The sequence below is a fragment of the Bacillus sp. KH172YL63 genome, from assembly GCF_011398925.1.
Taxonomy (GTDB): Bacteria; Bacillota; Bacilli; order Bacillales; family Bacillaceae_B; genus Rossellomorea.
The window spans coordinates 897,135-910,721 of record NZ_AP022842.1 but is presented as its reverse complement, the minus strand read 5'-3'; the positions used below and the strand labels follow the sequence as shown (position 1 = coordinate 910,721).

General features: G+C 45.4%; 10 protein-coding genes, 1 pseudogene and 1 riboswitch. Of the genes and pseudogenes, 5 read left to right on the top strand and 6 right to left on the bottom strand.

Features of this window, described 5'->3' with window-relative positions; all coding sequences use genetic code 11:
* Nucleotides 1-34 precede the first annotated feature (34 nt).
* Nucleotides 35-1,780: an adenine deaminase gene (gene ade / locus KH172YL63_RS04460; RefSeq protein WP_173104987.1), complete on the top strand. Its 1,746-nt coding sequence runs from the start codon at nt 35-37 to the stop codon at nt 1,778-1,780.
* A 66-nt stretch (nt 1,781-1,846) separates the two neighbouring features.
* On the opposite strand, the gene KH172YL63_RS04455 is transcribed toward ade, so the two are convergent.
* From KH172YL63_RS04455 to KH172YL63_RS04440, 4 genes are all read right to left on the bottom strand, one after another.
* The gene (locus KH172YL63_RS04455) at nt 1,847-3,358 is read right to left on the bottom strand and encodes a flotillin family protein (protein WP_173104986.1); all 1,512 of its coding nucleotides are present in this window, start codon (nt 3,356-3,358) and stop codon (nt 1,847-1,849) included.
* 179 nt (nt 3,359-3,537) lie between these two features.
* Nucleotides 3,538-3,906, bottom strand: a complete 369-nt coding sequence (locus tag KH172YL63_RS04450; RefSeq protein ID WP_173104985.1) for a DUF1761 domain-containing protein — start codon at nt 3,904-3,906, stop codon at nt 3,538-3,540.
* Nucleotides 3,907-3,919: 13 nt separating this feature from the next.
* Nucleotides 3,920-4,855: an AraC family transcriptional regulator gene (locus KH172YL63_RS04445; protein WP_173104984.1), complete on the bottom strand. Its 936-nt coding sequence runs from the start codon at nt 4,853-4,855 to the stop codon at nt 3,920-3,922.
* 24 nt (nt 4,856-4,879) lie between these two features.
* Nucleotides 4,880-5,131, bottom strand: coding sequence for a zinc ribbon domain-containing protein (locus KH172YL63_RS04440; protein WP_173104983.1), 252 nt, complete (start codon nt 5,129-5,131; stop codon nt 4,880-4,882).
* A gap of 83 nt (nt 5,132-5,214) precedes the next feature.
* A riboswitch (cobalamin riboswitch) is annotated at nt 5,215-5,406 on the top strand.
* A 243-nt stretch (nt 5,407-5,649) separates the two neighbouring features.
* Between KH172YL63_RS04440 and KH172YL63_RS04435 the strand changes: the two are divergent.
* Nucleotides 5,650-7,201 (top strand): annotated as a pseudogene (locus KH172YL63_RS04435) (IS1182 family transposase).
* A 134-nt stretch (nt 7,202-7,335) separates the two neighbouring features.
* Nucleotides 7,336-7,803, top strand: a complete 468-nt coding sequence (locus KH172YL63_RS04430) for an acyl-CoA thioesterase (protein ID WP_173104982.1) — start codon at nt 7,336-7,338, stop codon at nt 7,801-7,803.
* 516 nt (nt 7,804-8,319) lie between these two features.
* On the opposite strand, the gene KH172YL63_RS04425 is transcribed toward KH172YL63_RS04430, so the two are convergent.
* Nucleotides 8,320-10,290, bottom strand: coding sequence for a c-type cytochrome (locus tag KH172YL63_RS04425; RefSeq protein ID WP_173104981.1), 1,971 nt, complete (start codon nt 10,288-10,290; stop codon nt 8,320-8,322).
* Between the two features lie 12 nt (nt 10,291-10,302).
* The gene (locus tag KH172YL63_RS04420) at nt 10,303-12,375 is read right to left on the bottom strand and encodes a hypothetical protein (RefSeq protein WP_173104980.1); all 2,073 of its coding nucleotides are present in this window, start codon (nt 12,373-12,375) and stop codon (nt 10,303-10,305) included.
* 268 nt (nt 12,376-12,643) lie between these two features.
* Here KH172YL63_RS04420 and KH172YL63_RS04415 point away from each other — a divergent pair, with 268 nt between their 5' ends.
* Together KH172YL63_RS04415 and KH172YL63_RS04410 are read left to right on the top strand one after the other, a co-directional pair.
* Nucleotides 12,644-13,309: a VC0807 family protein gene (locus KH172YL63_RS04415; protein WP_232066122.1), complete on the top strand. Its 666-nt coding sequence runs from the start codon at nt 12,644-12,646 to the stop codon at nt 13,307-13,309.
* A gap of 91 nt (nt 13,310-13,400) precedes the next feature.
* The gene (locus KH172YL63_RS04410; protein ID WP_173104979.1) at nt 13,401-13,586 is read left to right on the top strand and encodes a hypothetical protein; all 186 of its coding nucleotides are present in this window, start codon (nt 13,401-13,403) and stop codon (nt 13,584-13,586) included.
* The last annotated feature ends 1 nt before the right edge of the window (nt 13,587 follow it).

The following is a 13,587-nucleotide window of genomic DNA, read 5'->3' as shown; positions in this document are numbered from 1 at the left end:
CCCGGGGTTTTTTCATTGATAAGGAGAGGATTTCATGGGTACGAAAAAAGAAACACTGAAGAAAAAGATTGCAGTTGCAAATAAAACCATCCCGGCGGACGTCGTGATAAAAAATGCAAAAATCATCGATGTGTTCAACCTATCCATCATCGAAGGGGATGTGGCGATGACCGACGGCATGTTTGTCGGGATCGGCGAGTATGAGGGCAGGGAGGTCATCGATGCAAAAGGACGGTATATGAGCCCTTCTTTCATCGATGCCCACGTCCATATCGAATCCTCGATGGTCCCTCCTTCTGAATTCGCAAAAGTCGTCATGCCTCATGGCGTCACGACGGTCATCACCGATCCACACGAAATTGGGAATGTAGCCGGTGAGAAAGGCATCCAATTTATGCTGGACGATTCTGAAGGCATACCGTTGGATGTGTTCATTATGCTCCCGTCCTGTGTGCCTGCCACTCCCTTTGAACATTCAGGTGCCACGTTATCCGCAAGCGACTTGAAACCCTTCTACGAGCATGAACGTGTCCTCGGTCTCGCGGAAGTCATGGACTACCCTTCCCTGCAAAAGGGCGATGACCATATCGTGGATAAAATCATCGCCACCACACCGTCCTCCCCTCACATGGACGGGCACCTGGCAGGACTCGACTCCAACGCCATCAATGTATACAGGGCTGCTGGCATCCGGACCGATCATGAGTGCACGACCGTGTCTGAAGCGTTGGAACGCCTCCAGCGGGGGATGTATGTGTTGATCCGTGAAGGCTCTGTTGCAAAAGACTTGGCTTCACTCATCGGCGTCGTGAATGAACGAAATGCCCGGCGATGCCTGTTCTGTACCGATGACAAGCATCTTGACGACTTAATCGAAGAAGGAAGCATCGATCACTGCATCAGACTGGCAATCGCCGAGGGGCTTGATCCATTATTGGCGATATCCATGGCTTCCCTCAATGCAGCAGAATGCTATGGTTTACTTCAAAAAGGGGCCATTGCCCCCGGATTCGAAGCCGATTTCATCTTCCTTGATGACCTTGAAACACTGGACATTTCCGAAGTCTATAAAGCCGGCAGACAAGTCGCCTTTCACGGGCATTGGGTAGGCGGGGAGATCAAGAAGCAGCAGCCTTCCCGAACCCTTACATCCACGGTGAAGATCCCGGATATCACAGAACAGGACCTGATGATACCGATTGGTCCTTCTCACTCAGCTCATATGATTGAAATCATCCCAAACCAGCTCAGTACGATCAAACGGACTGACACTATGCAGGTGGATGGCGGCAACTTCATCCCTTCTACGACAGAGGATCAGCTGAAGATGGTTGTCGTTGAAAGACATAAGCTGACCGGTCACATCGGCCTTGGTATCGTAAAAGGGTTCCGCCTGAAGGAAGGAGCCATCGCCACGACCATTGCCCATGATTCCCACAACATCGTGGCTTCAGGTACGAATGATGCCGATATCCTCAAAGCGATTTCTGAGCTGGAGGGAATGAACGGCGGTCTCGTGATGGTCAAGGACGGAAAGGTCCTCTCATCCCTTCCTTTACCGATTGGGGGATTGATGTTTGACGGATCGTATAAAGATGTGGCTGCAGGCCTTCAACAATTGAAGCGTGGGTTTGGTGAATTGGGGTTCAGAGGGGATTTCAACCCGTTCCTAACCCTCTCTTTCCTTACACTGCCGGTTATTCCAGAGCTCAAGCTGACCGATATGGGGTTATTTGATGTGAAGGAAGCGAGGCATATTGAGGTCGCGGTTGTAGAGTGAGGAGCTGCTGCCCTTTACATGTAAAAAAAGAGATGCCTCCACGAGACATCTCTTTTTTCTACTGGTTTACTTCCCCTGACCTGCTTCCACAGGCTCTTTTTCCTGCTCTTCGGTCGTTGCTGCCACTTCATTGTCTGCCGACTCGGAAATGGCCGGCTGATAAGGTCTTTCGTTGGCTCTGCCTGCATACGACTTCAGCAATTCGCCTACATCAATGCCAGTCATTTCACGGAGTGGTTCCTGCATATCGAGCATCGTTCTCGTGATGCTTTTCCCGAAGGAAGGCACACCCTGACCATTTCCGGAATCGATGATCTTGACTGAATCGATGTTGTTAAGCGGCTGGGCGATCTTCTCTGCGAAGATTGGCAGCATTTCGATCAGCTTCTCGGTGATGATGACATCTCCATGCTTTTCCATTGCCTCTGCCAGGAGCTTGCGGGATTCGGCTTCTGCTTTACCACGTTCACGGATGACATCTGCTTCGGCAGAACCTTCTTCCCTGCGGATCTTCGCTTTCGCTTCCCCATCAATTTCCGATTTCCGGGCTTCTGCTTCTGCCCGGCGTGTTGTTTCGTAGTAATCTGCATCTGCTTTTGTTTTACGTACCTTGGACTCTTCCGCTTCCAATTTGACGGCACGTTCGCGCTCAAGGAATTGAAGGGTCAATTCTTCTTCTTTTACTTCCTTGGCAAGCTTTGCCCTTTCCAGTTCATATGACTGTTCGGATTTCGCCCTTGCCCGCTCTGTTTCTTCCTTGAAAGCAGCGTCTTTGATATCTTTTTCTTTTTTCGATTCTGCAATCGTGATTTGACGTTTGTATTCTTCTTCCTTCGCTTCCTGATCGGTCTGGGCCCGGTGGATACGAGTTTCACGCTCTGTGTTTGCTTCCGCTATCTCAGCCTGCTTGCGAACCTCTGCGATACGTGGGCGCCCAAGGTTTTTTAAGTATCCATTTTCTTCGTCGGCATCCCGAATGTCGGTAAGACCCAGTGACGTGATTTTGAAGCCCATTAAATCAAGCTGCTGCTGTGCGATTTCAGATACATCGGCATTGAATTTTTCTCGATTGCTGTTAATGTCTTCAACCGTCATCTTCGAAAGGATCGCCCGGAGGTTACTTCCGAGTACCTCGATGATTTCATCTTCAATTTCTTTTTGATCTTTGCCAAGGAACTGCTCGGCATAGTTTGCGATTCCGTTCAGCGTATCGGCAACCTTCACCATCGCCACCGCATCAGCGACGATCGGCACCCCGCCGTTCGTGTAGACTCTCGGAGTCGATAATTTTAATTGGAAGGAAGTAAGATTGACAGGTGTGGACGTCTGGAAACGTCTTAATCTGTAACCACCGCCGCGGATGATTTTCATCGAACGGCCTTCCTGGTCGGTGAAGATATTCGATTCTTTTTCAGGATCCCCAAGTTTCGGTCCTGTGATAATCAGTGCCTGATTCGACTTCGCAGTACGGTAGCGGAATCTCATCCAGAAATAATACGCCACCCCTACGATCGCCGCAATAATAAGGATCGGAATCAGGAAAATCAAAAATCCGATCACACTCAATGATTCTAGCATTCTGACAACCCCTCTCGACATTTTGTTTAAATCAGCTTCTCCTCTGATTTAATCGTAAATAAAAGTGCTGGCTACACTACTATATACGGAGCCAAAGAGGGGAAAGTTTCAAAAAATTAGGCGGATTCCCTGATTTTCCATAAAAAAATCTGAACCATTGATAGATTCAAACTGAAATACTATAAAAATAATCCGTGCAGCGTTCCAAGCAGCGTAAAAATGACGAGGTGATCACCTATGGCGACTATAAACATACGTCTGGTGATCATGCCAAACAGTGCATTTTTCAAATAAACAAGCCCGATAAGCAGGCCAATGATTCCCCCAACCAAAGCTCCTTCAGCGGCATTCTCTCCTCCTGTCATCTGTATAAGCAGGCCGACTGAGAATGAACTGATGAAGGCGACCAACACGGCAACCACGTATTTGACCGCACCGCCCTGCGCTTGGTCTTTCTTCCCCAGTAATATCGAATAATAAATTCCCCCGTACACCATATACAGCACGGCTCCCGCTATCCAAGCGGACACATTCACATCAAACATCATGACAATTCCTCCATTAATTCGGTTCAATGGCCAAAGCGATCGCTTTAATCCTGCAGTCAACCTCAAGGGTCCCTTTTTTCGTATCAAAGATTATGAGTTCAACCGGATTACCAAGATACCTGTACCCGCTTTGCGGCAGCCAGTAGCTGTAAAGCTCTGAGTAGCATTCAATCAGCATGCCTCTCTCCTCATAGCCCACAGGTTCATCGAACTCATATACCACATGCAGCCCGCCTGGAAAATGCACAAGGTCTTCTCCTTCTGCCGGGTCCAAGTCACTGACCGCCAGCCGGCACTCATATCTGCTTTTTTCCGGCGGGGTGATATAAGGGTTGCTCTTCGGGACACCGAATATGAACGAAGTTTCGTTCATCCGATTTCTGGCATTCCCCCAGCGGTACAGCTCTTGCCACGTTTCCGGGATCGCATCGATGTACGAGCCCTGATGATAACGATTGACGGTATCACATTCCGGAAAACCAACCGTCTTCACTTTCGATAGCTCCAGCCATTTAAATTCATTATAAGATTCTTTCTGATCAGGTTCTTTCGTTTTTGTGCTGAAAAGTTTAGATTTCTTGCGGTTGAAGTACTCCCGGGGAAACCGTTCCAAATACGCTCCTTCCCTCCAGCTTCTTGGACTCTCCTTGAAATATGCGTTAAATGAGTAAGTGAAATAGGAGAGGGAAGAAAAACCACAGCTCATGGCAATGTCTGTAACCCCAAGCTGCGGTTCATAAATGAGCATATGTGCAGCGAGCTCCAATCGGATTCTCTTCACATATCCTGCCGGCGTTTCCCCGATGATTTCTTTAAACAAACGTTGAAAATGGTAGGAGGAATAAGTAGAGACCTCTGCCAATCGTGTTAAAGAAAGGTCTTCTGTCAGATGATGATCTATGTAATGGACTACTTTATTGATTTGTCTCTGTTGTTCACTGTACAACATGTGATTTCCACACCCCCGAAAGGTTTACTTCCATCTTTCAAGTTTGTGGAGATTTCTCACAAACATACCTGATAAAAAAGACGGCACACCCATTTCTATGCATTTCCCTTTGACGAATGCTTTCATTTCATCAACCGAAACATCCTGTTGAAACTTCCCTTCTTGATAACAATGTTTGCAATACATCGGACTGACCTCAAGGCTCGCTTCTGTTCCACGGTCTTCCGCCTTTTTCATAGGCATGCTGCAGCTTTGGCATTTCTTATATGTTTTCATTTTAGACTGCCTCCTTTTGGTTTATTTTATCATAGGACGCCACACTCACCTTGCATTTCTATGATAAAATGATAGTGTTCACAATTTAATCATTGCTCATTGGTGGAAATGATGCTTATATCATTTTCTTAAAAGGGAAGCTGGTGTAAATCCAGCGCGGTCCCGCCACTGTAAGGCTGAGTTCACATATGAAACCACTGTTCCGATTCGGAATGGGAAGGGATATGGGAGCGGTGAAGCCGAGCCAGGAGACCTGCCAATCGGGAAGAACACAGAAAATCCTACGGGAGATAGGAGGGTGTTGCGCTAATGGTACATCGATCAGAAATCCAAACGGTCCTGATCGTTCCGATGGAATAGCCGAGGCTGGGACAAAACCCTCCTCTGATATGAAAAAGCCGGTGAAATTTTACGACAAGTAAAATTTCACCGGCTTTGATTATTTTTAAATTAAAATAAGGACCTCTTCTGATAAAATAAAGTTACCACACAAAATTCCATCCGAAAAGAGGGTCCTTATGTTTAAAAATTATAACATGAATCAAATTGTTTTGCCTTTAGATTTAGAAGTGAATTTGCAAAAAAATGATATTGCATTCCATGTTCATCATTTAGTTGAAAGCATCCCTCATGAAGTATTTGAACCATTTCTTCGAAATGAAGGGTGTCCTGCCTACCATCCTCGCATGATGCTTAAGATTATTCTGTGCGCCTACACACAATCTGTCTTTTCAGGACGTAAAATTGAAGCACTTTTAAAAGACAGTATCCGTATGAAGTGGCTAGCACAAGGATATGAACCAAGTTATCGCACCATCAACCGATTCCGTGTCCAGCCTGAAGTGAAAGATGTCATTCGTGAATGTTTCGTCCAATTCCGTTGTCAATTGGTTGAAGAAAAATTGATTGACCAAGAAGCGATTTTTATTGATGGTACAAAAATTGAAGCGAACGCCAATAAATTCACATTTGTATGGAAAAAGTCCATCGAAAAATATCATACAGGTTTGATCGAAAAATCAAATGAGTTATATACTGAGCTGCTTAAAAATGAAATTATTCCCGAAATTGAACGTGAAACCTCGGAACAATTGTCTGTGGAAGAACTCGCTCAATTAGTTCGAAAAGTAGACGAAGTCGTAAATGAATATGATCAACACATTGAAGCTACCTCTGATACTTCAGAACGAAAAGCATTAAGAAGTGAGCGTAAATATCCAAAGCAAGTCCGAAAAAAACTGATAGATTTTCTCATACGCAAACAGAAATACCAACAAGATTTTAAGACCTTCGGAACACGAAATAGCTATTCTAAAACAGATATCGATGCGACATTCATGCGAATGAAAGATGATTATATGAAGAACGGACAATTGAAAGCTGGTTATAATGTACAAATTGCCACAGAAGGTCAATACACGCTAGCCTATAGTTTGTTTTCAAATCCAACAGATACCCGTACATTAATTCCATTCCTTGATAAGATTGAGCAGGATTATTTCGAGTTGCCAAAACACATCGTCGCGGATGCGGGTTATGGCAGCGAACAAAACTATAGTGAAACGCGAAGCGCTTATTACGTATAACATGTATCAAAAGGAACAAAAGAAAAAGTACAAACAAAGTATACTTAATCCTGAGAACTGGGAGTATGATGAGGAGACGGATACATATACATGTCCAAATCATAAGCGTCTTCAATTTAAAAATCATTCTCTCCGCAGTGATCGCAGTGGCTATGAACGGAAGTTCAAAATTTATGAGTGCGAAGACTGTTTTGGGTGTCCATTTCGTTCATCATGTACGAAAGCAAAAGAAGGAAATAATCGAAAACTCATGGTGAATGAACTGTGGGAACAACAAAAAGAATATGTAAAATCTAAGCTTTCAGAAGAAAAAACTGGGGCCATCTATCGAAAACGTAAAATCGATGTCGAGCCAGTTTTTGGATTTTTGAAAGCTAATTTGCGTTTCACTCGATTTTCTGTACGAGGAAAATCGAAGGTCGAAAATGAAATGGGCATGGCATTATTGGCAGTGAATTTGAGAAAATTCACTGCCAATAGCTAATGGTATAGAAGAATGATCACGTGAAAATAGAAAAAGATGAAATTGAGCGAGCTCAATTTCATCTTTTTTTAATTAGAAGCTAGTTATGTCCCAGCCTCTTTTTTATTTCAAATCTACTTATAGGAGATGAAAACATGGCTCATTCTGCAGAACGTTCGAGAACCGTCCAAACCAAGTTGGTGCTGCCTCCGGACACCAATCATATGCAAACCATCTTTGGAGGAAAAGTCCTTTCCTATATTGACGAAATCGCGGCATTATCCGCCATGAAGCATTCCAGCTCGGTCGTTGTCACGGCATCGATCGATTCAGTCGATTTTCTGTCATCTGCTACCGTGGGTGATGCCTTAAGCCTGGAAGCCTATGTCACTTCCACTGGGAGAACCTCCATGGAAGTGTATGTGAAAGTACACTCCACCAACCTGGTGACAGGTGTCAAAACATTGACAACCGAATCATTCCTCACGATGGTCGCCGTTGATGAGGAAGGAAAACCGAAACCCGTCCCGAAAGTCATCCCACAATCGGACGAAGAGAAAAGGCTCCACAGAACGGCCCCGTTGCGGAAAGAGCATAGGAAGAACCGGGCACTTATTCTATAAAAGGATTGTTATATTGAGCTGCTCATCCTGAGGATATTTCTTTGGGGTGAGCTGCTGAAAATGGGGCGTTCGCTGATAAAATCGGGATTTCGCCGATGAGCTCTTCGCAGGACTGATTATAACTCTTGAACAGGCCGTAGACATTAAATAGATCACATTTTCCGCTCATACCAAGTGTCACTCTTCATGATGATTCCCCAAAAACCCCCGTTCGCCGATAAAATTGGGATTTCGCCGTTATATTCTGTATTTCGCCGTTATATTGGAAATTTCGCCGTTAAATCGAGGATTTCGCCGTTATATTGATTATTTCGCCGATAAGCTCATCGCAGGACGGATTATAACTCTTGAAAAGGCTCTAGCCATTCAACAGGTCACAATTGCCGCTCATAAAGTGTCACTCTTCATGACGATTCCCCTAAAAAACTCCCGCTCACCGATAAAATTTGGATCTCCATGCACAGACTCCACCGCACATAACAAAAACCTGAGGATTTCTCCTCAGGTTCTAATAAATCAATCCAGCGACCGCACATAATCAGCGATCTTGGACATTTCGATTTTGCTTAGTTCTGCTTTTTCTTCGTATTGGTGACGTTCGATCGATTCTTGGATTGTTGCGGCGCTTCCGTCGTGGAAGTAGGGAGCGGTGGCCCAGACGCCGACAAGGCTTGGCGTGTCAAAGCTTAATCCATCCCGCGGATTGGTAAACTTTGCCCGTGCGTCCCCTTTTGATGAGACATCATACTGATTTGACGTCCCGATATCATGAAGGTATGCGGTTATGTCCGTTGTCAGCTTTCCGTCATCGTCGACCGCTTTTACGCTGTCTGTGAACTGGCTCCCGCTGTGGCAGGAGATGCAAGATGCTTTCCCTTCAAACAGAGCCTTTCCTTCTTTAGCAGAAGCTGTCAATGCCCCGTCTTCCTTATACGGGCTTTGGGGTACAGGGAAAGATGTCGGCTCTTTCAGGAAGGCGAACAGATCGTCATACATCTTCTCGACTTCCGGAGGCAATGCTTCACCTGGTTCATAATCCATCATGCCCCCCATTTCCCCCTGGACGGTCAAGAGATAATCGGTGAAGTCGTCCCGGCTCCCGTCCCACAGGAACAGGCCGGTTTCGGCGGTCCGTGTGTTTGTAGGGACATTTCTCTGGCCCTTTCCGGTCATCAGGGTCAATCCGTTGATTTCACCGTCACTGTGACAAGAGGCACAGCTCATCCAGTTGTTCCCTGTGATGTCTGCTTCAAACTCGTCGCTGTTGGCACTGTAGAAAATCGTTTTCCCTTTTCTCACCTGTGGATCAAGGGGATCTTTCTCGATCAGGGATAGATTGTCGTCCAATTTCCTCGCCCTTGAATGGGTGGATGCACCACCTGAATCGATGGTTGCAATATCATGGCTCATGGCATTATGGACAAAAAGGGTTTCCCCGTCCTTACTCAATGCAATTCCCCGGGGATTATCCCCGTCGATTCTCCGTAAGATCTGGGTCGCATTTCCTCCCCGCTTTAGATCGAAGACGACCAGATCTTCACTTCCCGACATGATGGCATATGCCTTTGAACCATCGTTTTGAAAGGCGATATCGTATGGGTTAGACACGATCATAGTTTCATTTTTGGAATCGAGTACATTGATTTCATCAAAGAGTTCTTTCCTCTTATCCACTATTTCCACATCTTTTTCAAGGTCGATAATTGAAATGGCGGGAAAGATTGTTTCTTCAAAATGAATGGCCGTATCTACATTGGTCACAAGATGCGGGACCCATGCCGTTTTTCCGTCAGGGGCGATCACGAATTGTTCAAGCGTATTCGGGATTCCCTGGCTTTTTTTCCGGTCTGATACATCAGGCGAGTCTGCCAGTTTGATTGTTTTCATCACTTTTTTCTTTTCGGTATCCATAACCGATATTTCCCCGGTTAGGTAATGGGGAATGTATAATTTTTTGCCGTCAGCTGTCAATGCCAGCGTCCTCGGGCGATCGTGGACGGGGATCGTATCTGTCACCTCTCCACTTGCCACATCAATGAGCATGATGGTGCTTTCACGAAAATTCGACACATATAAGGTTTTTCCATCTTGACTGGTTGTGAGCCCAAACGGTTCAGAGCCCACTTCATAGGAATCTATGACCTTCCCTTCTTTCAGGGAAATGACGTCGATCCGGTTATCGTAGCGGCAAGATACATAGAGCCTGTCTTCATCAGGTGATAGTGCCACCTGCACCGGCTCTCTTCCGACCGGAATCTCCCTCTCTACCTTCCTGCCCGCCTGATCCACTATGGAAACCGTATTGGCATCAAGATTGGCGACATACAGTTTTGTGCCTTCTTGATTTTGAAGGATGTTATCGCTGTTCACAGCTTCTTTTCTTACTGAATCGAAGCTTGGTTTGTCATCGGTTATGGTTTGAACGGAACATGCAACAAGCGTTCCTGCTAAGAGAAACGCCGCTGCATATCCTATCAACTTTTTCATAGGATCCCTTCTTTATCGTTTTTCGACTGTTACAGGAAGCAACACTGGGGCGATGCCATTTTCACCATGACCGGCTTGAATCTGAGGGACATTGTCTCCATCAGTATTTCCGGATGCATTGTCACTCTCATAGTAATCTCCCGTATCCCAGAATTCACTTGCCTGCATGCCTTCTTCAAGGCTTGGACCGTCAATGACTGTATTGTAAAAATCACTGTATCGTGACGTGATTGCATCGATTTCCAGGCTTTCCGGCGCTTCAGCGTCCGATTCCTTGTTGCTTAAGTTTTGCAGGGCAACACGGTACGTTGCAGAAAGGGCACCTGCTGTATAAGGCGTATAATCCATTTTCCCTTTCGATGTTTCGTATGCTTTCATTTCATTGTCCCATAATTGTGAATCCATCGCAGCGTAGATTGAGCGTGCCGCTTCACGGTACTTCTCTTCATCTGTTGCCAGGTAAGCAGCTGTCAGGCCTCTGATTGCACCTAATTGGGCATCTAACGTTACGTCTTTGTCGGCACCGTCTTTCACATCATAGCCTTTTGCGACAAGCCCTGAATCCAACATCAATTCATTCATGATGAAGTCTGCCTGCTTGCTGATCATATCAAGTGCACGTTTGCCTTCAGACGTCTTTAATCCTTCCGCGGATTCACCTGAAGCATATCCGACTGGAAGTCCATCAATGGCACGCTGGAAGATACGCATCGATTCCATTGTGTAACCTGCCTGGAATGTATCCATATACGTCCCTTGCTCTTTTCCATCATGTTCGTTGACGAACACACCCAACTCATCGTTGAAATGCATGGCATCGATATTTTTAAACACATGGAGCATGACGTTCTGATTTGCTGTGAACGGGTCCGTCCCTTTCACGTCGTTATCAGCTGAGTCATCCGTATTTTCCTTTGGTGCAGAAGGATACGGGGCACCGTCAAATAATGCTTGGAACGAAGGGACCTTGTTTGGATTGCTTTCCCGTTGGTCCGTGATGCCAAAGAACTCGGAGCTTGGCCACAGCATCATCCATTGATCCTGAAGCATACTGTTTGAATCTTTGACAGAAAGAGACTTAGCCATCGGGGCCTGCTTCCCGTCTTCCGTCACTTCTATACTGTGAGGCAGGTAGACGAAACCTTTTGCAGGGTCATATTGACTTCCTGATCCGGCAGCCGTCAATGCACCTGTCGAACCATCCACAAACAGTTCATTTGAAATGTAATTCACTTTATTCCAGATTTCTTCCGTCAGGACCGCACCCTGGAATCCATCCGCCGAGCTTACCCCAAGGGCAACATTTGCATCGTCATCATCTTTGGATGTTTCACCTGCAAGTTCTTCATCTCCGTCGACTGTATGGAATCCGCCCATGAAGTCTCCAGCCCACAGCGCCTGCTTAAGGAAAGTTGCACCGTACGCTGAAGGGACGAGGGTTTTCTCCATTTTATCCCGATCCCAGCGGAGAGATTCGAAGTTTACTTGATACATAGGTACATAACTGCCATCATCATTCGATGCGTACTCACTCGTATCGACTTTGCCAGCATAGTGTGGATCACCTTTTGAGTATTCAATGAATGTCGGGAACATATTACGGAAAATCTCTTCCTTTGGATAGCCGACTGCATCTGCCAACTCATAAAAACGGTTGCCCAGCTTTTCCTCGGCCGTCGCGCCATTTTGAAGCGTCCCCACCGCAGGACCATTGATCAGGTGAAGGCCGAGTCCTGATTTTTCGACTACTTCATACATCGCTTCTTCTGAGTACTCATAGGACTCAACACCTGCTGTGTAATCAAATGGTGTCGGTTCATCGATCGCATTGATATCCAATATATCCAAATCCAGGCCAAGGCTTTCTGCAAGCGGCTCTCCTGATAATTCAAACTCTGCATACGCAAACATATTGCCCGCCGTATCGAATGAGTAATCCGATACACCGACTTTGCTTGCTGACTTGCTCGTTTCCTCTGCCTTTTGTTCGTCTTTTTTTGTATCTTCTTTGTCATTAATACAACCTGCAAGCACCAGTGAAGAAGCCAGTACAGATGCAGATAATACTTTCCATGGTCTTTTCATTCTATGTAACCCCTCTCAACATTCCGAATCATCCGATAATGATTCTCATTACTATTCACTAGTATAGTGTAATTGAGAAGGAATCTCAATAAGAATTTTAACAATTTAGGAAATGGCCTGCTGTCTGTACAAGTGACATTGACCACACTCTCCACTATCCATCATACCATCCTGTTATAATAAGCATATGGAAATAATCGACAACATTTTGAAACTTATGAGCGTTTCAACCGTTTCGATAGTATCATCCCAATATGAAAGGCTGTTTATGTTGAAGAAAAATATCATACTGCTTGATTTGATGATTTATGTAGCCCTGCCGTTGTTCATGTGGAATGTAACGCGGGATTACACCGGGGATTATTATGCCATGCTTCTATCCTCTGTTCCAGGAATCATTTATACCGTGTACCGCTTTATTGAAATGAAGAAGTTGAATGTGTTCGGCCTGTTTATATTAATCACGCTGATTGCCGGTACCCTCATCGATGTACTCGCCGGATCTTCCCTGCAGCTGCTGTGGAATCAAGTGTATTATGCTGCTGCACTATGCTTGATTTTCTTATTCACCATGATCATCAGAAGGCCCCTTCCCCTGTACTTCGGGATAGATTTTGCTGAACTCCAGGGGTTTGACCGGGCTTTCAGTAAGAGACTTTACTATAAAAAGCCTGTGTACCGTATCTTTCAATGGATCACATTAAGCTTTGCGCTAAGAAGCGGGATCCTCGCGACCATTAAAGCATGGCTGATCATCGAATACGGGGTCGAAGCATTTGATAAAGGGATCATCCTGCAGCAGGCGTTGAGCTGGATCATGACAGGGATCGCTGTGGCAGGCTTCATCTATATCGGGAAGGTCATCAAGGATTCCCCTCAACTGGTAAAAGACGCTCAGGAAGAATTGGAAGAGGAGCAGATAAAGAAGATATAGATCTCCTCCGGAAAATCTTGCATTTATTTTTTCCCGGCATCATCTTTCTCTCTTTACATACATATAATTCATTGAGAGGAGGGATGACAAGATGGATCGTTTTATACTTTTACTGCTTGCGGGAATTGTTTCCGGTTTTGCATTATTAAAAGTTCCATTGGATGGCACGTTCTTAGAAAGTGTTGCTCCTGTCACTGACATCATCGGCATTTTAGCAATTCTAATTTTTTCTCTCTTCCTAATCTTTAAAGGCGTCATGGCCATGCTTGGCAAGTAAG

Coding starts and splice junctions, on each gene's coding strand:
- KH172YL63_RS04445 (WP_173104984.1), bottom strand. CDS start 4,855: ATGTTGTACAGTGAACAACAGAGACAAATCAATAAAGTAGTCCATTAC.
- KH172YL63_RS04440 (WP_173104983.1), bottom strand. CDS start 5,131: ATGAAAACATATAAGAAATGCCAAAGCTGCAGCATGCCTATGAAAAAG.
- KH172YL63_RS04425 (WP_173104981.1), bottom strand. CDS start 10,290: ATGAAAAAGTTGATAGGATATGCAGCGGCGTTTCTCTTAGCAGGAACG.
- ade (WP_173104987.1), top strand. CDS start 35: ATGGGTACGAAAAAAGAAACACTGAAGAAAAAGATTGCAGTTGCAAAT.
- KH172YL63_RS04415 (WP_232066122.1), top strand. CDS start 12,644: ATGTTGAAGAAAAATATCATACTGCTTGATTTGATGATTTATGTAGCC.
- KH172YL63_RS04410 (WP_173104979.1), top strand. CDS start 13,401: ATGGATCGTTTTATACTTTTACTGCTTGCGGGAATTGTTTCCGGTTTT.
- KH172YL63_RS04450 (WP_173104985.1), bottom strand. CDS start 3,906: ATGATGTTTGATGTGAATGTGTCCGCTTGGATAGCGGGAGCCGTGCTG.
- KH172YL63_RS04455 (WP_173104986.1), bottom strand. CDS start 3,358: ATGCTAGAATCATTGAGTGTGATCGGATTTTTGATTTTCCTGATTCCG.
- KH172YL63_RS04420 (WP_173104980.1), bottom strand. CDS start 12,375: ATGAAAAGACCATGGAAAGTATTATCTGCATCTGTACTGGCTTCTTCA.
- KH172YL63_RS04430 (WP_173104982.1), top strand. CDS start 7,336: ATGGCTCATTCTGCAGAACGTTCGAGAACCGTCCAAACCAAGTTGGTG.